Source organism: Nocardia goodfellowii (genome assembly GCF_017875645.1).
In the GTDB taxonomy this organism is placed as follows: domain Bacteria; phylum Actinomycetota; class Actinomycetes; order Mycobacteriales; family Mycobacteriaceae; genus Nocardia; species Nocardia goodfellowii.
The window spans coordinates 577,664-597,669 of the sequence record NZ_JAGGMR010000001.1; the positions used below are offsets into that span (position 1 = coordinate 577,664).

18 protein-coding genes and 2 tRNA genes are annotated in these 20,006 nt (G+C 65.2%); 11 read left to right on the forward strand and 9 right to left on the reverse strand.

The window, feature by feature from the left end:
- The first annotated feature begins 325 nt into the window (after positions 1-325).
- Both BJ987_RS02100 and BJ987_RS02105 read left to right on the forward strand, forming a co-directional pair.
- Entirely contained in the window at positions 326-982 is a 657-nt protein-coding gene (locus tag BJ987_RS02100) for a type IV toxin-antitoxin system AbiEi family antitoxin domain-containing protein (protein ID WP_209884155.1), read from the forward strand.
- A complete protein-coding gene (locus BJ987_RS02105; RefSeq protein ID WP_209884157.1) occupies positions 963-1,715 on the forward strand; it encodes a nucleotidyl transferase AbiEii/AbiGii toxin family protein in 753 nt (250 codons plus the stop codon). The genes BJ987_RS02100 and BJ987_RS02105 overlap by 20 nt, the downstream gene beginning before the upstream one ends.
- Before the next feature lie 508 nt (positions 1,716-2,223).
- On the opposite strand, the gene BJ987_RS02110 is transcribed toward BJ987_RS02105, so the two are convergent.
- Positions 2,224-2,296 (reverse strand) — tRNA-Ser (locus tag BJ987_RS02110).
- A 173-nt stretch (positions 2,297-2,469) separates the two neighbouring features.
- On the reverse strand, positions 2,470-3,123 hold the full coding sequence (locus BJ987_RS02115; RefSeq protein WP_209884159.1) for a DUF4145 domain-containing protein: 654 nt from the start codon (positions 3,121-3,123) through the stop codon (positions 2,470-2,472).
- Between the two features lie 349 nt (positions 3,124-3,472).
- Here BJ987_RS02115 and BJ987_RS02120 point away from each other — a divergent pair, with 349 nt between their 5' ends.
- Positions 3,473-4,132, forward strand: coding sequence for a hypothetical protein (locus tag BJ987_RS02120; protein WP_209884161.1), 660 nt, complete (start codon positions 3,473-3,475; stop codon positions 4,130-4,132).
- Between the two features lie 127 nt (positions 4,133-4,259).
- On the opposite strand, the gene BJ987_RS02125 is transcribed toward BJ987_RS02120, so the two are convergent.
- The gene (locus BJ987_RS02125; protein ID WP_209884163.1) at positions 4,260-4,430 is read right to left on the reverse strand and encodes a hypothetical protein; all 171 of its coding nucleotides are present in this window, start codon (positions 4,428-4,430) and stop codon (positions 4,260-4,262) included.
- A gap of 555 nt (positions 4,431-4,985) precedes the next feature.
- Between BJ987_RS02125 and BJ987_RS02130 the strand changes: the two genes are divergently transcribed.
- A complete protein-coding gene (locus BJ987_RS02130; RefSeq protein ID WP_209884165.1) occupies positions 4,986-5,927 on the forward strand; it encodes a tyrosine-type recombinase/integrase in 942 nt (313 codons plus the stop codon).
- A gap of 16 nt (positions 5,928-5,943) precedes the next feature.
- Here BJ987_RS02130 and BJ987_RS02135 read toward each other — a convergent pair.
- The 4 genes from BJ987_RS02135 to BJ987_RS02150 form a co-directional block, all read right to left on the reverse strand.
- Positions 5,944-6,016 (reverse strand) — tRNA-Arg (locus tag BJ987_RS02135).
- A 60-nt stretch (positions 6,017-6,076) separates the two neighbouring features.
- Positions 6,077-7,039: a DUF1542 domain-containing protein gene (locus BJ987_RS02140; protein WP_209884167.1), complete on the reverse strand. Its 963-nt coding sequence runs from the start codon at positions 7,037-7,039 to the stop codon at positions 6,077-6,079.
- A gap of 80 nt (positions 7,040-7,119) precedes the next feature.
- Positions 7,120-8,586 carry a flavin-containing monooxygenase gene (locus BJ987_RS02145; protein ID WP_209884169.1) on the reverse strand — a complete coding sequence of 489 codons (1,467 nt, stop codon included), beginning with the start codon at positions 8,584-8,586 and terminating at the stop codon, positions 7,120-7,122.
- A 77-nt stretch (positions 8,587-8,663) separates the two neighbouring features.
- Positions 8,664-9,626 (reverse strand): alpha/beta hydrolase, encoded by a 963-nt coding sequence (locus tag BJ987_RS02150; protein ID WP_307869420.1) that lies wholly within the window; start codon positions 9,624-9,626, stop codon positions 8,664-8,666.
- A 136-nt stretch (positions 9,627-9,762) separates the two neighbouring features.
- Between BJ987_RS02150 and BJ987_RS02155 the strand changes: the two genes are divergently transcribed.
- Positions 9,763-11,238, forward strand: coding sequence for an MFS transporter (locus tag BJ987_RS02155; RefSeq protein ID WP_209884171.1), 1,476 nt, complete (start codon positions 9,763-9,765; stop codon positions 11,236-11,238).
- On the opposite strand, the gene BJ987_RS02160 is transcribed toward BJ987_RS02155, so the two are convergent.
- Positions 11,216-11,911, reverse strand: a complete 696-nt coding sequence (locus BJ987_RS02160) for a C40 family peptidase (protein ID WP_245365774.1) — start codon at positions 11,909-11,911, stop codon at positions 11,216-11,218. The genes BJ987_RS02155 and BJ987_RS02160 overlap by 23 nt on opposite strands.
- 329 nt (positions 11,912-12,240) lie before the next feature.
- Between BJ987_RS02160 and BJ987_RS02165 the strand changes: the two genes are divergently transcribed.
- The 5 genes from BJ987_RS02165 (at position 12,241) to BJ987_RS02185 (ending at position 18,901) form a co-directional block, all read left to right on the forward strand.
- On the forward strand, positions 12,241-12,948 hold the full coding sequence (locus tag BJ987_RS02165; RefSeq protein ID WP_209897740.1) for a ParA family protein: 708 nt from the start codon (positions 12,241-12,243) through the stop codon (positions 12,946-12,948).
- On the forward strand, positions 12,948-13,835 hold the full coding sequence (locus BJ987_RS02170; RefSeq protein WP_209884173.1) for a ParB/RepB/Spo0J family partition protein: 888 nt from the start codon (positions 12,948-12,950) through the stop codon (positions 13,833-13,835). Before BJ987_RS02165 ends, BJ987_RS02170 begins: the two co-directional genes overlap by 1 nt.
- A gap of 122 nt (positions 13,836-13,957) precedes the next feature.
- Complete coding sequence (locus BJ987_RS02175) at positions 13,958-15,415, forward strand: aminotransferase class I/II-fold pyridoxal phosphate-dependent enzyme (protein ID WP_209884175.1); 1,458 nt, start codon at positions 13,958-13,960, stop codon at positions 15,413-15,415.
- A 55-nt stretch (positions 15,416-15,470) separates the two neighbouring features.
- Positions 15,471-17,798, forward strand: a complete 2,328-nt coding sequence (locus tag BJ987_RS37950) for a galactose oxidase-like domain-containing protein (protein ID WP_209884176.1) — start codon at positions 15,471-15,473, stop codon at positions 17,796-17,798.
- Positions 17,799-17,887: 89 nt separating this feature from the next.
- The gene (locus tag BJ987_RS02185; protein ID WP_372446924.1) at positions 17,888-18,901 is read left to right on the forward strand and encodes an adenylate/guanylate cyclase domain-containing protein; all 1,014 of its coding nucleotides are present in this window, start codon (positions 17,888-17,890) and stop codon (positions 18,899-18,901) included.
- Here BJ987_RS02185 and BJ987_RS02190 read toward each other — a convergent pair whose 3' ends face one another.
- Positions 18,902-19,093, reverse strand: coding sequence for a hypothetical protein (locus BJ987_RS02190; RefSeq protein WP_209884180.1), 192 nt, complete (start codon positions 19,091-19,093; stop codon positions 18,902-18,904).
- A gap of 125 nt (positions 19,094-19,218) precedes the next feature.
- Between BJ987_RS02190 and BJ987_RS02195 the strand changes: the two genes are divergently transcribed.
- Positions 19,219-19,980: an RluA family pseudouridine synthase gene (locus tag BJ987_RS02195; RefSeq protein WP_245366405.1), complete on the forward strand. Its 762-nt coding sequence runs from the start codon at positions 19,219-19,221 to the stop codon at positions 19,978-19,980.
- The last annotated feature ends 26 nt before the right edge of the window (positions 19,981-20,006 follow it).

The following is a 20,006-nucleotide window of genomic DNA, read 5'->3' on the forward strand; positions in this document are numbered from 1 at the left end:
CAACGATCTGGCCGAGTTGGATTCCCTCGCCCACGAATCGCTACTGCGTAATTGGGGGTTGGCTGCGATCAACCTCGGCGCAGAACCTGCGTAACCGGCAGAGATTGAAGTGCCCTCGACAGGGCTCCATGCACATGAAACCGTAGTGGCCAGCATATTCTTGCTGGTCAGCTGGTCATCGAAGCCGATTTCGCCCCAGCGGGCTGCAGGGCGAGAGCCTGGATAGCAGGCGGTCAATGCCGATGAGCGACGGCCATCCATCCGGTACTATGCAAATAGTTGGGTAATAGCCAACCATTTGCATAGTTTCCGAGAGGCGGTGCTGATGGCTGAACATCGCAACACCGCCCTACCCAGTGAGCTCTGGCGGACACCGCTTCGGACCCTGCGGCCGCAGGACTTGGCTGGCATCTACGCCCAACCGCGGCCCGAGGTCGCGCGCCTCGTCGATCGGGGCGTGTTGCACCGCATTGCTCACGGCTACTACATCATCGTCCCGCCGGACTATGTCGGCCGAACCTGGCTGCCAGAACTCGAGGCAGCCGCCGCGGGTATCGCCACATCGATTTACGGGCCGAATCACGCCATCGTCATGGGAATCAGCGCGGCCCGCATGCTGGGAGCCGTACCTCGTGCGCTGGCGATCGCGGTTGTCGCGGTCCCGAGCCAGCACCGGCCGATCGCGCTGACCGACCGTTCGGCACAAGTCCGATTCGTCTGCCGCGATACCGAGGCGCTTGACGCGGAGCGTGTCGAAACGCTGCTAGGTCAGGTGCTGGTCACGACGCCGGAGCAGACCGTGCTCGATCTCGCCCAGCGCCCAGAACTGGGGAATGCCGAGATGGAGGTTCGTCCGGCGATCGAGACGCTCTACCGTCGTAGTGATTTGGCAAGACTTACACAGCTCGCAAAAGACCAGCGGCGGGGTGCGGCGCTACGACGTGCGGAAAGTTGGGTGGGACATGAGCATCGACGAACATGACAGTGTCGCGGCTCAATTCGGAGTTGCCCCAGAGCAGATCGAGCGCGACCATCTGATCTCCCATTTGCTGGCCGCAATCAGCCGCGGGTTCGGCGACCGACTCACATTTATCGGTGGAACTGCTCTTGCCCGTACACATCTGACGAGCGGCAGGCTCAGTGAAGACATCGATCTGGTCGCGCTGGACAACCGGTCGACACTGGCAGCCGAACTCGATGCCGCTTTGCCGCGCTCGGCCGCGCGGAGCTACGGTCGACTGGAATGGGCTCCGTCCTTGACCGATGTCCCGGATACCGGCTCCGCCCACCTTCGCTCCGCATCCGGCGTGTCCGTCAAGATCCAGCTGCTGTCAGCACGTGGCAGACCGGCGTGGCCAACTGAACTCCGCGACCTCGAGCAGCGATACAGCGACGTGCCACCGGCGGAACTTCTCGTGCCCACATTGCCGGCTTTCGTTGCAGGGAAGACTGCAACATGGCACGACCGGCGCGCATCACGCGACCTGTGGGATCTCTGGGCGCTGAACGACATCGGCGCGATCGACGGCGCCGCGGGAGCGTTGTACCGGAGATACGGCCCCACCAACCGGCTACCCAACCCGCATCAACTGTTCGATCGTGCACCGGACGAGGACGACTGGAACGCCCAATTGGCGGGGCAGACTCGACTGGCGATCAGCGCAGAGATCGCGCTGTCCGTGGTTCGAGACGCTTGGGCACGTATTACGGAGTGACCATCAGGACTGACGAGTATCTTCTTGATGGCCGATCGGTCGTCGAAGCCGATTTCGCCCTGGGCAGTAACAAGCCCAGGATGCTATCGGCCTCGACCTGACGGGACCTCGTGATTCGGTCCACCTGATGTGACCCCCTGGAACCGGTCCACGGTTGTGAGAGCTGAGGCAGAGTGATCATCGGGAGGTCACTGCGCCGAAGCAGCATTCGTCGTCTGTGCGTCGTGTGGTGTCTGCGCGGCTGCGCATCGGGGAACCGGTTGCCGAGATCGCCTCGTAGACAGACATTTCGCAGGCCACGTTGTTCCGATGGAAGGCCCAGACACTGATCGATGCGGGAGTCCGCGACGGAGTGCCCAGCGTGGAGGCCGACGAGCTCACCGCTGCCCGCAAACGCATCGCCCAGCTGGACGCCGAGTTGGCGTTGACCCGTGACGCATGCGTACCGAGGGCGGAAGAAAGGCGGTCAGCCTCCGGAAAACCGGGAGGCTGACCTGCGCGAATGCGGTGCCCTCGGCAGGATTCGAGCCTGCGACACCCGCTTTAGGAGAGCGATCTTGACCCGTTTTGCCTGGTAGGGCCGTGTTGGCGACGATGGCGTGAGCTGGGAAAACAACATTGCTGGCGTTGGTGCGTGATGGCCATGCCGGGCGGTGCTGCGTACAGACTGCGTACCGAAGAGGCGGGAATTTCACCCGCCGCCTCATGGTGTCCGACCACACGTACAGGTTCTCACAGACCTGCGCGAAAAGGTTTAGGGGCTGCTCGGATTGGCGAGCGGCGGACTAACCATGGCTGGCAGCTCGTAGGCAAGGTGGATAAGTTGCCTGGTGAATTTCGCGACGTCCATAGCCTGGCTATACGGGATAGCTGGGAGATCATGGTTCGCCTCGTTCCCAATGTCCTTGATTCGGTCAACCCATGGCCGCATATGTTTGGTGATCACACCTTCGGACTCAAGATGTTTAACGGCTTCCATGTAGGTGGGGGCTCGTCCATTCTTGTCCTTCGCCGGCAGATTATGCGAGACGGCGACGTGGTAGAGCAGCTTTCGACACAACATCACGGCCGCGGTTGTGGCTCCGACTGAGAGACAGGAGCGAACTTCGATCCAGGCGGTGAGTTCGTCGCCCTGCAGGCAGGACGGGGTGTCCAGGGGCTTCTGCGCAGGGCTCACTTCCGAGTCGTTCCGAACTACTCCGTGGAGGCAGTTGACACAGCGTAGCCAGGACACCTGCGGCGGCATGTTGGGCTCAGGAAGGTCCGGCGCCCGTGTCTTTGCGACGACTAACATCTGCGTGCCCTCGCAGAAACCACAGATCGCGCGGTCCCACGATTCCTTGTCTTTGGTTTCGAGGTTTCCGTACCGGTCGGCTGACACAAACAGATCAAGATTCAACCTCGTCACGTACAAGATCGTGCCACGTAATCACGGCGATAGATAGCAGATTGATTGCCTCATGCGAATCGCCCAGCAGGCGGTAACACCTGTGACACCGGAGCTTCCCAGCTTCCTCATACTGGCCATCCTGTGCTGAGGGAGGGCTTGTCAAGGGTGCCGATAGGCATCACGTAGTGGACGCGTAGCGCCCTTTACTCGCCCGCACCGAAGTCAGACACTCGGGCCATGAGGGGGCTGGGAACCCCGCCCGTCAGGAGATCAGTTCGCTACAACGGTGTCGCCTTGTGTGAGACGATTCTGCCGTTCGTTCGTCGTGCTCGGCAGAGCTTAGGTGCCAACGAAGACAGGGGGCGGCATGGCCGACATCTCTGAGGACGAGGAGCCGAAAGGTTTTGAGTTCCAGTCGGTTCGAGCGGGAGGCGACATCGGCATCATGTGGTCCGGTGCCGTCCTTGGAGACTCGACAACGCAGATAAACAGGTTCGTTTGGCCCGGGCGTCGTTTGTGGGGCAGCGGAAAGCGGCGTCGGCTTCGACGTGAGCTGGAAGAGTATGTGGGCGAACCGCCTCGTAGCGAGATGGATGCTCTGCTGAAGGTGGTAGCTGAGGCGGATCTACGTTCAGTCGACTATCGAAACCTCAGTAAGCACTGGCGGCAGGCGTACTTCTTCCTTGGCCTTCCCGCCGCAATCCTCGCAGCCGTGGCTGGCGCGGCCGGTCTGTCAGGAGAAGAGTTCCGTGTAGCTGCTGGACTCGTGGCACTTACCGCATCGGGCCTATCCGCCGCGGCTACCTTCTTGAACAGTGATGACAAAGCAGTTAACGCGACTGCGCTCAGTGCGGCATGGCAAGAGCTAGCCGACGATGCTCGCATGTCAGTACTACGGTTCGAACGACGAGGAGAGCCAGGTGCCATCGGCGAGGTTTTGCTGACACTGCATCAGCGGAAGCACAAACTGTTGCGAGAGGAAATACCCGGGAATCAAGTGCGAGAGGTCGGACAAGCGGCCCCTTAGCCCTGATCACGATGCCCGCAACGGAAGAGGATTACCGCTGCGGGCATCGTCGTGTCCTGGGCCTGGGAACCGTCGCCTTGACGGTTCCGCTGTCCGGCGTCGTTGCCGGTGGCGCGGAAAAGCTGGGTTAGCTGCCGTCGTCTTCGCGTGCCTCGGGATCGAATACGGCCCAGTACTCGGCGACGCAGGGCCCGCAGACCATGTCGACTTGATTGTGTGGTGCGGCCATGGGCAGGAAGTCGACGGCGAATTCGCGGCAGTGGTCGCAGCGTTTCGGGGTGATGAGGTTGGTGGCCATGATGGGGGTTCCTCTCCGCTGGGTTGGTCTGGCGGAGGACGGCCATCAGGGGTGTGGCGGGGTGTCCGAGGGTGGCGAATGCCATCACGTGTGACGCCGTAGGCGCGCTTGGATTCCCCGTCATGGCCGTGATAGTCCTTGATCAGTCAGACCAACCCAGCGGAGAAGAAGCAGGCCGCACCGAGATGCCCGCGGTGACCCACTCGAATGCTCGAATTCCTGGGACCGGACCACAGCCGGATGACCGGGCTGGGCGCCAGCGGATCGATGCTGGGCTGCGGGAGGTAGGTCCGGTAGGGCTGGCGAAGTGCCCACATTTCTCGGTCTTGGACCAAGGATGAACGCCAGCCTGACGGAACGCTGAAGCGTGTGCCGTCAAAGCTTGATGGCAAGGGAAAGCGTTGGCGCGCAAGATATGTCGACGGGAAAGGCGAAGAGCACACCAAACGATTCGCCCGCAAGACCGATGCTCAGTCCTGGCTGGATGGACAGACAGCGGCAGTGGTCACCGGTGTTCACGCTGCGCCGTCTGCGGGTTGCGTACTAGTGGATGTCGTGGCTACCGAGTGGCTGGCTGGTCATCCGTCGTGGGAGAAGTCGACTCGATCGCGGTACAAGTCCATCGTGGAGAAGCACATTCGCCCGCAGTGGGGCAGTGTTCGCCTCGCCGATCTGGCGCACACTGAGATTCAGCAGTGGGTTACCGATCAGGTGGATCGGGGTGCGGCCGGCGGGACCGTGCGGAAGAACCTCGGGGTGCTCTCGCAGATCTGCGACCATGCGGTCATCACGCGTCGGATTGCGGTCAACCCGTGCAGCACCATCGATCGGCCGAAACAGCGTCTCGGCAAACGTCGCTATCTCTCGGGCGTGGAGGTGGAGCAGCTGGCCGAACGGGCCGGTAGCAACTGGCTGGCGGTGATGGTGCTCGCCTACTGCGGACTTCGATTCGCGGAGCTGGCCGGATTACAGACCTCGGCCGTGAATGTGCAGCGCCGACGTCTTCAGATCGAGCGAATGATCACCGAAGTCGACGGGGTGCTCGTCACAAAAGCACCGAAGGATCACCAGCGGCGCAGTGTGCCTTTCCCCGCGTTCCTGGCTGAGCCGCTGAAGCAGCATCTCGCGGGTCGCCGGCCTGAGGCAGAGGTCTTCACCTCCAACCGCGGTGCGGTGCTACGGGTCCGGAACATGTGGCGCGACTGGTGGAATGATGCAGCCAAGGCGGCTGGCCTCGCGGGGCTCACTCCGCACGAATTGCGGCACACCGCCGCCTCGCTCGCTGTCTCGCAAGGTGCCTCGGTGCTCGCACTCCAGCGGATGCTGGGTCACGACAAACCGAGTACGACTCTCGATTTCTACGCGGACCTGTTCGATGACGACCTGGACGATGTGGCGGCCAAGCTGGATTCCGCGCGTACCAAATTTGCTACTGCGTACTCGCTGCGTACCCGACCGGGTTCGGCGACTGTCGACCTGGTCAAGAAATCGGCCTGACCTGCAAGCATTGAAGTGCCCTCGGCAGGATTCGAACCTGCGACACCCGCTTTAGGAGAGCGGTGCTCTATCCCCTGAGCTACGAAGGCTGGGCTAGATGGTTTCGGAGTCTACCGGGTGGGTTGCTCGGGGGCGGAATCGTGTGGCGGTCAGGAGGGGTTGCCGCTGTCGGAACCGGCGCCGTTGAGATCGGCGTTGTCGTAGCCGTTGTCGTCGTAGTCGGCGTGGTCGAGGTCTGAGGGGTCGCGGTTGTAGGCGGGGTAAGAATCCGTGGTTTCGCTGTCGTAGGCGAAGTAGGCATCCGCGCGGCCGCTGCCAAAGGCGGAGTAGGCATCCGGGCTATCACTGTCGTAGGCAGTGTCGGCCCCGTCGTAGCCGTATCTGTTGTCGTCGGGCACGGAGTAGTTGTCTTCGAGGGACTGATAGTCATATTGCCCACCGTCGTAGCCGACGATGTCGGAACCGTCGTCGAAACCTTGCTCGAAGGTCTCCGCGTCATAACCGACACCCGCCATGCCACCGAACAGCGAACTGAACAAGACGGTCGACCCGACGCCCCAGGCCCCGGTGAGCAAAGCCGTACGCCACCACGGTTCGGAGTACCAACCCCCAGGAACGGGGCGCCCGGCGACCATGCCGCCCGGGTAGTAGTAGGGCGTGGTGGCGGATGGGTGGGGGGAGGCGGCGAGAGGGCGGCCGTTGCAGTCGGCGGTTCGGTCTTCGGTGACGTGTCCGGCTCGGTTTTGGTTGGCGAGGTGTGGGATGGCGGGGCCGGGGTCGAGGTCCATCGCGGTGCGGGCGGCGCGGATGTAGTGCAGGCCTTCGATGGCGGCCAGTTTGGCTAGGCGGGCTTGGGCGGGGGTTTCGGCGCGCTCGAGTTGGGTGCCGGCGGCGCTGTGGTGTTCCGCGGCAGCCGCTAGGGCTTGCTTTGCTGCGTTATTGCTGGGGACCAGATTGTAGACCTGGCCGCCGAGTCGCTCGTTTTCGCGCCGGGCCTCGGCGAGCGCGTCGCCGAGTTCGAGCCCGAGCAAGCCGGGGGCTGGGGTTTTGGGCCGCATGATGACGAGGATCGCGACGATTACGAGCACCAGGAGAAGTAGCAGCCAGATCATCGTTCGCTCGCCTTCCGTCCGCGGAATTCGGCACGGAGGCGAGTTTACTGACAGTTAGCTGTCGTCGTGCGGTATCGGGATCAGGGGTGGGCGGCTTGTGCCTCGTGGTAATCGGCGGGGTTGAAGGATCTGGTCTTCCAGCGGTAGAGGACTGTGGCGCCGGGCCAGTTGTTGGTGATGCGGCCGGCGGCGTTGCGGTACCAGCTGGAGCAGAAGTTCCAGGGGGTGTCCTTCAGGCGGCGCTGCAACCAGGCGTCCCAGTTCTGCTCGGCGCCTTCGCGGGCGGCGAGGTGCCGGCCGGGTCGGGCGGTCAAGTATTCGACGACCTGACGGATGTAGCGGGCCTGGGATTCGAGCATGTAGATGATCGAGCCGGATCCGACATTGGTGTTCGGGCCGTACATCATGAACAGGTTCGGGAAGTGCGGCACGGAGAGGCCCAGGTAGGCGCGGGCTCCCTCGTCACCCCAGATGTCGGCGAGTTTGCGGCCGCCGACTCCGTAGATGTTCATCGGCGCGAGGAATTCGGTGCCCTTGAAACCGGTGCCGTAGACGATGACGTCGACCGGGTGCTCGATGCCGTCGGCGGTGCGGATGCCGGACGGCGTGACGGCCTCGATCGCCGTGGTCTCGACCGTCACGTTGGGTTGCGCCAACGCCGGGAAGTATTCGTTGGAGAACAGTCCGCGCTTGCAGCCGGCCGCGTAGTCCGGCGTGAGTTTGGCGCGCAATTCCGGGTCGGGGACCTGCTTTTCGCGATGGCGGTCGGCGAGCGCGATCACCGGCGTCTTGATCGCGGGAATGTCGGTCAGGGCGAGCGCGAGCACTTCGAAGAACGACCAGATCGCGAACCGTTCCGCCAGCCGCGTCGGCGGCAGGTACTTGAACAGCGCGTGATGCACCGCGCTGTATTCGGTGTCGAACTTCGGCAGCACCCAGGCCGCCGACCGCTGGAACAGCGTCAGGTGCGCGACCTCGGGCTGGATACGCGGAATGTATTGGATCGCACTGGCTCCCGTGCCGATGCAGGCCACTCGTTTGCCGGTCAGGTCGACGCTGTGGTCCCACTGCGCGGAATGGAACGCCGCGCCGGTGAAGGTGTCGATGCCGGGCAGATTCGGCAGGGCCGGGCGGGACAGCTGACCGACCGCGGGAACGAAAACATCTGCGGTGAGCCGGGTTCCGTCGCTTGTGGTGACGGTCCACTGTCCGGTGCGCTCGTCGAATTCGGCGTCGGCGACCTCGGTGCCGAATCGGATGAACCGGTGCAGATCATGCTTTTCAGCGACACCGCGCATGTACTCGTGGATATCGGCTTGCTCCGAAAACCGCCGGGGCCAATCGGATCTGGGCTCGAACGACCACGAGTACAGCGGTGAGGGCACATCGCAGGCCGCGCCCGGATAGGTGTTTTCCCGCCACACCCCACCGAGATCGGCGGCCTTCTCCAGGATGGTGAAGGTGTCGATCCCGGCGCGCCGCAGTTCCATGGCCAGGCCGAGGCCGGCGAATCCGGCGCCGATGATGAGGACGGACGGCGTTGTCATTCTTCGAGCGTAGGGGCCTTCGCGCGGGCGACTAAGAGATCAGCGGACAGGAAATCGGCATTTTCGGCCACGCCGCCCTACTTCACCCCGAGCGCCTCCAGGATCATCGGGCGGGCGTTGGCCAGCGACTGCTGCCAGTAGGGCCAGGTGTGGGTGCCGTTGACGATGTCGACGCGGGCACGAATTCCCAAGGCCGCCAACTTGTCCCGGAAGATCTGGGCCGCGGTCAGCGACATCGCCTCCAGGCCCATCGCGTTCACCGTGTTGCCGAGACCGTTGGCCAGGTCCAGCACGCCGGGGACGCCGTTGCCCGTGGTGACGTAAATCGGTAAGCCGCGCAACTTTTCGGCCTGCACGGTGGCATCGTTGCGCAGCCAGGCCGGATCACCGGCCGGACCCCACATGTCATCGACATTGAACATGCCCTCGTCCCACATGGCGGCGCGCATGGCCTGGTTCCAGGCCGGGAAGGTCGGGTTCACGAAACCGGAGAACGAGCCGGCGAACTTGAACTGTTTGCGATGGTGCGCGGCGATGGTGAGCGCGGCGTTGCCGCCCATGGAGGCGCCGACGATGGCGTTGTTGGTGCGCGATACGCCGTACTTGGCCAGGAAGGCGGGCAACTCCCGGGTCAGGAAGGTCTCCCACTTGTAGGTGGACTTCTGACCGTTGGTGCTGCTCGGCCGGTACCAATCGGTGTAGAAACTGGAGCGGCCACCGACCGGGAACACCAAAGTGACGTTGTCTCCCGCGAATTGGCGCAGTGCGTCGGTATCGGAAACCCACTGGCTGTGATCGCCGGGTGCGCGCAATCCGTCGAGGACGTAGAGGGCGGCGCTACCACCGCGAGACGCCCACTGCACCTGCACCTTGATCGGGCCCATGCTCGACGGCACCATGAGGTCTTCGCGACCGCCCGAGGGCGTCGCCGTCGCCACCGCTGCCCCGAGGGTCGACACAATTCCGGCCGCCGCCAGGACGGTGATGGTCTTTTTCAGCCAGCCCGAAAATATCCGGCCGGATCGTGATGTCGTGTGCACCCGCGTACCTCCCACCTTCTCCCTGAGCAAGGTACCGAAAAGTCGCGAATTCCGCTGTCACACAGTCCCAAATACGCCAGTGCGACACGCCGTGCGCAACCGCGGAAGGAAATAGTTCGGGGAGTGCGGAATTCGCGTGTCGGTCGGCGGGCGGACGACCGCACCGGGTAGGTTCGCAGCGTTTGCTTCGTGTTCGCTGTCCGGGGGTTTTGGCGAGGAGGCTCTGATTACCACTGTCATCGACGACGCACCCTTCACCGGATTCCACGCGCGCCTCGCGATTGCCTGCTCGGGTGGGCCGCTGCTGGACGGCTACATCCTGAGCATCGTCGGCACGGCGCTGATCGGCATGACCGACGAACTCGATTTGAGCACCGCCGACATCAGCCTCATCGGCGCCTCCGCGCTGATCGGCATGTTCATCGGCGGCGCGCTGTTCGGCGTGCTCACCGACAAGATCGGACGCGAGGTCATGTACACCGCCGACCTGGTGGTGATGGCGCTGTGCTCGGTGCTGTCGTTCTGGACCGAATCGGTGTGGCTGATCGTGATCCTGCGTTTCGTCCTCGGTATGGCGGTGGCCGCCGACTATCCGATCGCCACCTCATTGCTGAGCGAATGGCTGCCCCGAAAACATCGCGGCACCCTGCTCGGATTCCAGATCGTCGCCTGGTATCTGGGGTCGGTGCTCGCCTATGTGGTCGGCTATTTCTGCCTGACATTCTTCGGTAACGGCAGCTGGCGCTGGCAGCTGGCCAGCGGGGCCGTGCTGTGTGTGTTCTTCCTCATCATCCGGCAGACCACCGCGCCGGAGTCGCCGCGCTGGCTGGCGCAGCACGGCCGCGAGAACGAAGCCGCGCACATGATCGAGAAGTACCTCGGCGAGAAGGTGGCCCCGGCGGAATTGATCGAGCCCTCGGAGGCACAGCACCAGGGATCCATACGCGAACTGTTCACCCCGGCTTTTCGCAAACGGACCATCTTCTGCTGCGGATTCTTCCTGTGTCAGGTCGCGGTGCTGTTCGCGATGCTGACCTTCGGCCCGCGCATTCTGGAAAGCTTCGGTATGCCCAAGGGCACCTGGATGGACACCCTCGGCGTCGCGTTGATCAGCTTGGTGTTCCTGATCGGCTGCCTGCCCGCCATGCGTCTGATCAATACCGTCGGCCGTCGTCCGACCATCGTCTGGTGTTTCGGGTTGATGATCATTCCGGTGCTGGCCATCGGAATCTGGCCGAGTATGCCGATGCTGCTGGCGTTCGTCATGCTGTGCCTGTACGCGTTCTTCTGCGGCGGACCCAATGTGCTGGACTGGACCTATCCGAACGAGTTGTTCCCCACGCATATCCGGGCTACCGCGGTCGGATTCGCTACCTCGATCAGCCGGGTCGGCGCGGCGCTCGGAACTTTTCTGCTGCCGTGGTCACTGGACAATCTCGGCACGAGCACGACCTTCCTGTGCGCCGCCGCGGTCACCGCTCTCGGCTTCCTGATCTGCCTGTGGGGTGCGCCGGAGACCAAGGGCCGGGATCTCACCGCCGCTTCCGCGGTCATCCAGATCAAGCCGAAACTGCCGCGGGTACCGCGCGCTACGGGCGGCGAGCTCCTGTGACCGGCATGGACTCCATCGGGGAGATCTCCACGCCCCGGCCACTGGTCGAGGCATGGATGACCTCGCCGTCGCCGGCGTACAGCGCGGAGTGGCCACCGTCGTAGAAGGTGACGACGTCGCCCGGTTCCAGTTCATCGAGTGGGACCGGCGTGCCCGTGGCCGCCTGCTCGTAGCTGGTGCGCGGGAGGTCGACACCGGCCTGCTCGTAGGACCACTGCACCAGACCGGAGCAGTCGAAGGAATCGGGTCCATTCGATCCTGGGTTGTAATCGGCGCCGAGCCGCGAGCGGGCGGCTTCGAGCGCCGTCAACCGCATCGACTCGTCGTCCGATTGCGCCGGGGTTTCGGGTTCGGCGGGGCCGACCACGAATGGCCCGACGGGAATGTCGTAGGCGGGAGCGGCCAGAGTCTCGCTCTCCAATTCGATCCGCAGCGGGGCGGTCGTCATCGGCTGTTCGAAGCCGGGTGCGACCGCGGCGGGCGCCTGCGGGCGGACTTCGATGCCGGGCACTCCGGCGGGAATCTGGATCTCGTTCGGGATTTCGATGGTCCCGACACCGGGAATCTTCACTTCCTGAGCTGCCGCGGTTCCCGCGGTGTAGAGCATGATGCCTAGGGCGCCGGCGGCGATGAGCAGACCACCAACGATGAAACGCCACAAATGTCTAGCCATGAATCGGTCCTCCGATGCTCGCTCCGAGGACGCCGGTTTGCTGGAACGTCGATCACCAACGCCTCGAATCTGATTCGAAAACCATCACGGTGACTCATTCGTACAGCTGTTCCATAACCCATATGACACCGATGCAATTCCTGCACCAAATGCAACACTCGCGTGGCGCGATAACAAAGCGATAACTGTCCTCGCATTCGTCGCGTCATCACCGGAGACCAATCCGGCCGGTTTATGTTCGGAAGCGCCGCAGATATATACGGCGAAGTCCCCCGAAATCCGAAGTAGCCCACCGGTGGCGGGTGAAGCACACGGAGGTGACCGCGCATATGCCGAATGCCGAAGTCGAGCTCATACTCAATCAGAAAGGCGGCGTCGGTAAGTCGACGCTGTCGATGAACCTGGCCGCGACTACCGCCGAGGTCCTGGCGAGCGACCCGAACGAGCCCTCCCCCGTCGCGGTGGTCAGCATCGACCCCCAGGGCTCGGCGGCCTGGTGGGCCGAACGCATGAAAGTGCTTCCCTTCCATATCGTGCAGACCCACGAGGACGTGGCGGGCCTGCGCCGACTACGGGAATTGGACGGGATCAAGCAGGTTTTCGTCGATACCCCGGGCTGGATGGGGCACGAGGGCACCGCCGAGGACCCGCTGCACGGCCTCGCCTACGCCGACGCGCTGCACGCCGCGCTGGACTCCGCCACCCACGTACTGGTCCCGTTGGAACCAGAACCGCTGAGTTTCGATCCCACGGCCCGCACCATCGAAACCCTGATCAAGCCGCGGGGACTGGACTACCTGGTCGTCATCAACAACTGGGACCCACGTGACGGCGAGGTCGACCTGGAACAGACCAAAGCGTTCGTGAAAGCCAACGAATGGCCCCTGGCGAATACCGTTGTCCGCCATTACAAAGTGCATACCCGGGCCTCGGCCGACGGCGTGGTGGTCACCCAGTATCCGAAGAACCGCGTCTCGCTGGAATGTCGTCAGGATTTCGCGCGACTGGCGCTGGAATTGAAGACGGGTGGCCGCTGATGGCGCGCGGTAAACGTACCGACCTGGCCTCGCTGGTGCATTCGACCGGGGCGAATTCACCGGTGGACGGCAAGAATTCGGCACACGGCGCTGACCAGCCGGCCGGCCGGCCCGACGCGCTGCTGAATCCCGGGCCGATGACCTCGGCCCCGCTGGCGGATCTGGTCGCCAACCCGCGCAACCCACGCGAGGGCGACCTGAATCTGGAGGAGCTGGAATCGATCGCCGAACTCCAGTTGCAGCCCGCGCTGGTGGTCACTCGCGCCGCGTATCTGAAGTTGTGGCCCGAGGACGAGCCGGAACTCGGTGCGGCGAAGCTGGTGGTCATCAACGGTTGCCGTCGATTGGCGGCCGCGCAGAAGTACGGCTGCGAGAAGCTGGAACTGGTGGTCAAGGACGAGGTCGCCGCGAGCCGGGCGACGCTGCGGACCGCCGCCATCCGGGAGAACGTGGAGCGGGAGAACCTCGATGTGATCGAGGAGGCGCGGGCGGTAGAGGCGCTGGTCGCCGATTGCGGGACCGGCTCGGCCGCGGCGGCGGCGCTGGGCAAGACCGAGGCCTGGGTCTCGCAGCGGCGGGCGCTGCTGAAGCTGGCGCCGCAGTTGCAGCAGAAGCTCCGGGCCGGCGAGCTCGCGATCCGGGTGGCGCGCAGCCTCGCTCAGGTGCCCGCGGAAGACCAGGTGGCACGCTGGCAGGCATCGCTCAACAAGAACGAGGAGCCGAAGGCGGAGAAGAAGTCGCCCGCCCCGGTCGGCGTCGACCAGCTGACCAAGTCCTTCAAGAAGTGGGATGTCGGCACCGAAACCCTGGCCCCGGCGCTGCTCGCGCATCTCGACCGGCCGGGCGTGCAGGCGCTGATCGCCGAACTCCGGCAACTGGTGTCCTGAGCCGGTTTCTCCGATCGCCCCTCCCGGCTGGGAGGGGCGATCGTCGTCTACGGCCTTAACCGCGGTTAAGGCGGTGGTGAACTGACGATTAGCGGGCCTCGGTTCGGGGTAGCACGACACCTATGGACCACTCACGAGCCCCGCTGGTGGACGCCTTGGCCGACTATCACCGCGTCGGCAGATATGGGTTCACGCCGCCGGGGCATCGGCAGGGACGCGGTGCGGACAAGCGGGTCCTCGATGTCATGGGTCCGGACGCTTTCCGATCCGATGTGCTGGCCGGACCAGGCCTCGACAACCGCCTGTCCCGCAACGGCTATCTGAAAGACGCCGAATCGCTGATGGCCGACGCCGTCGGCGCCGAGCACGCTTTCTTCTCCACCTGCGGTAGCTCGCTGTCGGTGAAGGCGGCGATGATGGCGGTCGCCGGCGGCCAGGAGGGTGGGTTGCTGGTTGCTCGCGACAGCCACAAATCGATTGTCGCGGGGCTGATCTTCTCCGGAGTGCTGCCGCGCTGGATTCCGCCGCGCTGGGACGCCGACCGGCATTTCTCGCATCCGCCGTCGCCCGACCAGGTTCGCGAAGCCTGGGAACGGCACCCGGACGCCGCGGGCTGTCTGATCGTCAGCCCGAGCCCGTACGGGACCTGCGCGGATCTGGCCGGGATCGTCGAGGTGTGCCATGAGCGCGGTAAACCGCTCATCGTGGACGAGGCCTGGGGCGCGCATCTGCCGTTTCATCCGGACCTGCCCACCTGGGCCATGGACGTGGGGGCTGACGTCTGCGTGGTGAGCGTGCACAAGATGGGCGCGGGTTTCGAGCAAGGCTCGGTGTTCCACCTGCAGGGCGATCTGATCGATCCGGACCGCCTCAGTGCCTGCGCCGATCTGCTCATGACCACCAGCCCGAACGTGCTCGTCTATACCGCGCTCGACGGCTGGCGGCGGCAGATGGTCGAGCAAGGGCACGATTTGCTCGACGCCGCGCTGAAAGTCGCACGGCGAGCGCGTGATCAGCTGGCGGAGATACCCGGCATCGAGGTGATGGAGGAGGAACTGCTGGGCGTCGAGGCCTCACACGATCTGGACCGGCTGCAGGTGCTGATGGATGTGTCCGCCACGGGCGCAACCGGTTACGAGGCCGCTGACTGGCTGCGCGAGCACCGCAACCTGGATATGGGGCTGATCGATCATCGCCGCGTCCTGGCCACGCTGTCGATGGCGGACGACGAGAAAACCGTCGATACTCTGACCCAGGCGCTCGCCGACTGGCGGCAGCAAGTGAAACCTGCTGCGCCCCAACGGATTTCATTGCCATCGCCGGATGACCTCCAGCTCGACCAGGTTCTGCTCCCCCGTGACGCGTTCTTCGGTCCGGTCGAAGCGGTGCCGAGCGAACAGGCGGCGGGCCGGATCGCCGCCGAACAGATCACGCCCTATCCGCCCGGCATTCCGGTCATCCTGCCCGGCGAGCGGATCAACGAAGCTGTAGTCGAGTACCTGCGCTCCGGATTGGACGCCGGGATGAACATTCCGGACGCCGCCGACAGCTCGCTGCACACGCTGCGCGTAGTGAAGTAGCGGATAACTGCTTGCGCCCCTGGCGTGATCGGCGATCGCGCACGAGTATGGAGCAGTGGCAGGAGAATTCGTTGCGATCCCGGACTGGTTCGCGGCCGAGAACCAGGATTGCGGTCTCGCGATCGCCGACGTAACCGGTGACGGCACACCGGATGTCGTGGTTCTCATGGTCGACGACCCCGACGGCCAGAATGCCGGGCTGTACCGAGTCGGTACCGCGCTGGCCACCGATGGCACCGTCGCGCAGTGGGGCCCGTGGCACGACATTCCCGAGTGGTTCGGCTGGCAGAACCAGGGGGCGGGCGTCGCGCTCGCCGACCTCAGCGGCAACGGGCAGCTGGATCTGGTCGTCTTCGTGGTCGACAATCCGCCCGATCAGAATCAGGGCTACTTCCGGATCGGCCGGGACCTGTCCCCCGACGGCACGGTCACCGGCGGCTGGACGCCCTGGCGGCCCGTGCCCGACTGGTACGGCTGGGAGAACCAGGGCGCGGATATCGCACTCACCCGCCTCGACGGTCAGCCGGCGCTGGTGGTGCTCGCCGTCGACAATCCGCCGGGGCAGAACACCGGGCAGTTCCGCCTGGGCAAAGGCCTCACGGCCGACGGCGTGGTGGCCGAGTGGACACCCTGGGTAGCGGTACCCGACTGGTACGGGTTCGAGAACCAGGGCGCGGGAATCACCGTGGCGGAGAATCCGATGGGCGACGGCAGACCGGCCCTGCTGGTGTTCGCGGTCGACAATCCCGGCGGCGTCAACTCCGGCGTGTACACCATCGGCTGGGGCCTGGACGGTTCCGGGCACTGCCTCGACGGGTGGGGCGGCTGGACCGAACTACCCTGGGGATACCACGAAAACCAAGGCGCGGCAGTCGCTTTGCGGCCGACCGGTGGAATCCCGGAGCTGGTGATCTGCACCATCGACAATCCGCCAGGTCGCAATGCCGGTTACCTCCGTGTCGTGGAGATCGAGACCGGTCTGGAACACGCGGCGCACATGGGTATTTGGCGCGTTCTCGACTTCGGTACCGAGATCAATCCGGTGCACGCGGCGCTGCTGCACACCGGTGACGTGTTGTTCTTCGCCGGTTCCGGCAACGACCCCGACCAGCACAACGCACACCAATTCCGCACGCGGGTCTGGCATTATCCGCGCCCCGGATTCACCGCACCGGATACGCCGATCGACCTGTTCTGTGTCGGACAGACGTTCCTGCCCGACGGTCAGCTGCTCGCCGCGGGCGGTACCGAGCGCTACGACCCGTTCTACGGACTGAAAGACGCGCTGCTCTTCGACCCGCTGGAATCGACCTGGAATGCCGTGCCGGACATGGCTTTCGGACGCTGGTACCCGTCTCTGGTCACCCTGCCGAACGGTAACGCCGTCGCGGTGTCCGGGCTCGGCCACGACAATTTCCTGTCCGTGGTGCCGGAGCTGTTCGACCGCGCGACCCGCACCTGGTCCCAGCTGCCGGTGCCCGGCCCGATCCCCATGTACGGGCACCTCGTCCTGCTCGCCGACGGCCGGGTGTTCTATACCGGCGGCCAATACGGCGGCAACAACGGTATGCGCCCGAGCATTTGGGATCCGGCCACCGGAACCGTCCAGGAGGTGCCGGGTCTGGTCGACCCGGGGTCGCGCAACCAGTCGGCCAGCGTGCTGCTGCCGCCCGCGCAGGACCAGAAGGTACTGATCCTCGGCGGCGGTGGCTTCGATATGCACAGTCCCGCACCCGCTTTGGCAGACGCGCGGATCGTCGATCTGAAAGGTCCGTTCCCGGAATATGTTCCGGCTCCGCCGATGGACCACGCCCGCATGCATCTGTGCGCGGTCCTGCTGCCCGACCGCACGGTGCTGGCGACCGGCGGGTCCGGCATGGAGGAGATGGCGCACGCCGCGCCGCCGCACGCGGAGATCTACGACCCGGCGCACGGCACCTGGATGCACACCGGGCCGTGCCGGGTGGCGCGGCTCTACCACTCGATCGCGCTGCTCACCCCGGACGGCAAGGTGGTCACCGCGGGCTCCAACCCGGCCCGCAAGACCGAGGAACTGCGAATCGAGATGTTCTGGCCGCCATACCTTTTCCAGGGACCGCGGCCGGAGCTCCAGCTCGACGCCGATACCGCCGCCTACGGCGGTGCCGTCACCGCGACCGTCAGCGGCTCGATTCGGGAGGTCAATCTCGTCCGGCCCGGAGCGACCACACACTCCAGCGACAACGAGCAGCGCCTGGTGGACATCGAGTTCACCAGCACCGCGGATTCGATCACTCTGACCATGCCGTCCAACCCCGCGCTGGCGCCACCCGGCTGGTACATGGTCTTCGCCGTGAGCCCGGACGGCATCCCGTCCGCCGGGCAGTGGCTACAACTCAACTGATCGATCGAAGGCGCATGGCGAGCCGCTCGAGGCAGGCCGGACGCAGTGCGGCACCCACGGGTGCCGACCCTGACCCTCGTAAGGTGGCGATCATGAAGGACAAGCAGATGGCGGAGCTCGTTCAGCAGGTGGTGGAGTCCCATCTGCTGGCCGGGACGCGCCGGTACAACCGGCGCGAAGTGGCGGAGCGGTCGGGCGTGCCGACCGAGGTGTCCAAGCGGCTGTGGACGGCGCTCGGCTTCCCGGCCAACCCGGACGACAGCGCCGTCGAGTACACCGAGGCCGACATCGAGGCGGTCCGCGATTTCCGCGGTTTGGGCGTGGTCGCGGCCGCTGACGTGCGACAGCAGGCGGCCGCGGCCCGCACGCTGGGCCAGAGCATGGCGCGGCTCGCGGAGTGGCAGGCCGATCTGGTGCTGTCGGAGATCGTCGACCGGATCACCCAGGCCGCGCACAGCGGCGAGGACGCCGACCCCGTCGAGACCGCCCGCGCCGCCACCGCGGCCACCATCGCGGTGCTGGAGGACTTGCAGACGTATGCCTGGCGCAGGCACCTGGCAGCCGCGCTGGCCCGCTCGATCGACGGCGGTACCCCCGCCGAGGACTCCACCCGGGAGCTGGCCGTCGGCTTCGCCGACATGGTTGGCTACACGCGGCTGACCCGGCATCTGCACCCGGACGAGCTGTCCATGCTGCTGGAGGCCTTCGAATCCACGACCACCGCCGCGATCACCGACAACGGCGGGTGGGTGATCAAGAACGTGGGCGATGAGGTCATGTTCGCGGCGGAGACGGCCGCCGACGCCGCGCGTATCGCACTGGCCATCCAGGAGTCCACCATGATGGTCGGCGGCACTCCCGACCTGCGGGTAGCGCTGGCCTACGGTCCGGTGCTGCAGCGTTTCGGCGATCTGTACGGCTCGGTGGTCAATACGGCGTCGCGGCTCACCGGCGTCGCGCGGCCCGGCACCATTCTCATCGATGACGGCGCCGCCGCGGCGCTGGCCGGTGAGCCCGAGTTCGACATCCGGAACCTGCGCAGTGTGCGGGTCCGTGGCTTCAACCGCCTGCGACCGCACGTGCTGCGCAGCAAGAACGGCTGATCAGTCGGGCTTCTTGCGCGGCATCATGCTCGGTTTCGGGCGGGCGTTCGAGCCGGCGGGCCGCTGGCTCGCTTCCTTTTTCGGCGCGTCCTTGTCCCCCATGCCGCCGTGTTTACCCGCCCCGTCTGCCGCGCCGCCCGCTATTCCCCGGGCGGCCTGCTTCCTCCCCGCTTCGGTATCGCTACTGCTCACTGCTGTCTCCTACTCGCGGCCGAGACGCTGTCTCGGAATTCGGAAAAGCGGGCAGGGCCCAGGATAGGTCGGCCGCGGCGCGCAGTGAGGCATTTCCGCCTCCCGATTAAGCTCACCGAGTGGAGATGAACTGGGCGGAGCTGCGCGAACGGTATCTCGTCAGCGAAGACGCGGCGATCCTCGCGTTGAACAAGCCCGCGGGTATATCGGTGACCGGAGAGCGGCACGACACCGATCTCGTCGAGCTGGCCGCGGCCGCGGGTGAAACGCTGTACCCCGTACACCGAATCGACAAGGTGACCTCCGGGTTGATTCTGCTGGCGCGCGAACTCGGGGCGCACGGTCAGCTGACCCGTCAGTTCAACAAGCAGACCGCGGACAAGGCGTATCTGGCGATCGTCGAAGGCTCGGACCTGCCCGACCGCGGCGTCCTCGATCTGCCGCTCGGGGTCGGGCGCAAGAACCGGGTGCGGATCGCCGCCCCGCGCGAGGCCATTCGCGAATCTGGTTCCGGCCGTTGGTATGTCGACGAGGCCGATCTGCTCGCCGGTAAGAACTATCCGTCGCTCACGCACTTCGCGACGGTGGCGCGTACCGGTGACCGCGCGGTCCTCGCGCTGCGTCCCGTCACCGGCCGGCGCCACCAGATCCGCGTGCACCTGGCCTGGATCGGCCATCCCATCGTCGGCGACCCGCTGTTCGACAAGTCCGGCGCGCACTCTCGGGCGCATCTGCATTCCTGGCGCCTCGGCCTCACCGCGCCCTGGCGCACGCCGCCCGAGCTCAGGCTGGAGGCCACGCCGGGTCCGGATTTCTGGGAACCGGTCGAGCTCGATCCGGCCGCCCTGCTGAGCGCCGCGAAGGACCTCGTCGCCGCACAGATGTGAGGCTCGTCACTGAACGGACGGCTGCC

Excerpts from the sequence above, each read along its gene's own strand:
- BJ987_RS02140 (WP_209884167.1), bottom strand. The coding sequence starts at position 7,039 with ATGATCTGGCTGCTACTTCTCCTGGTGCTCGTAATCGTCGCGATCCTC.
- BJ987_RS02165 (WP_209897740.1), top strand. The coding sequence starts at position 12,241 with ATGCCGAATGCCGAAGTCGAGCTCATACTCAATCAGAAAGGCGGCGTC.
- BJ987_RS02125 (WP_209884163.1), bottom strand. The coding sequence starts at position 4,430 with ATGGCCACCAACCTCATCACCCCGAAACGCTGCGACCACTGCCGCGAA.
- BJ987_RS02160 (WP_245365774.1), bottom strand. The coding sequence starts at position 11,911 with ATGGCTAGACATTTGTGGCGTTTCATCGTTGGTGGTCTGCTCATCGCC.
- BJ987_RS02120 (WP_209884161.1), top strand. The coding sequence starts at position 3,473 with ATGGCCGACATCTCTGAGGACGAGGAGCCGAAAGGTTTTGAGTTCCAG.
- BJ987_RS02175 (WP_209884175.1), top strand. The coding sequence starts at position 13,958 with ATGGACCACTCACGAGCCCCGCTGGTGGACGCCTTGGCCGACTATCAC.
- BJ987_RS02170 (WP_209884173.1), top strand. The coding sequence starts at position 12,948 with ATGGCGCGCGGTAAACGTACCGACCTGGCCTCGCTGGTGCATTCGACC.
- BJ987_RS02145 (WP_209884169.1), bottom strand. The coding sequence starts at position 8,586 with ATGACAACGCCGTCCGTCCTCATCATCGGCGCCGGATTCGCCGGCCTC.
- BJ987_RS02195 (WP_245366405.1), top strand. The coding sequence starts at position 19,219 with ATGAACTGGGCGGAGCTGCGCGAACGGTATCTCGTCAGCGAAGACGCG.
- BJ987_RS02100 (WP_209884155.1), top strand. The coding sequence starts at position 326 with ATGGCTGAACATCGCAACACCGCCCTACCCAGTGAGCTCTGGCGGACA.
- BJ987_RS02105 (WP_209884157.1), top strand. The coding sequence starts at position 963 with ATGAGCATCGACGAACATGACAGTGTCGCGGCTCAATTCGGAGTTGCC.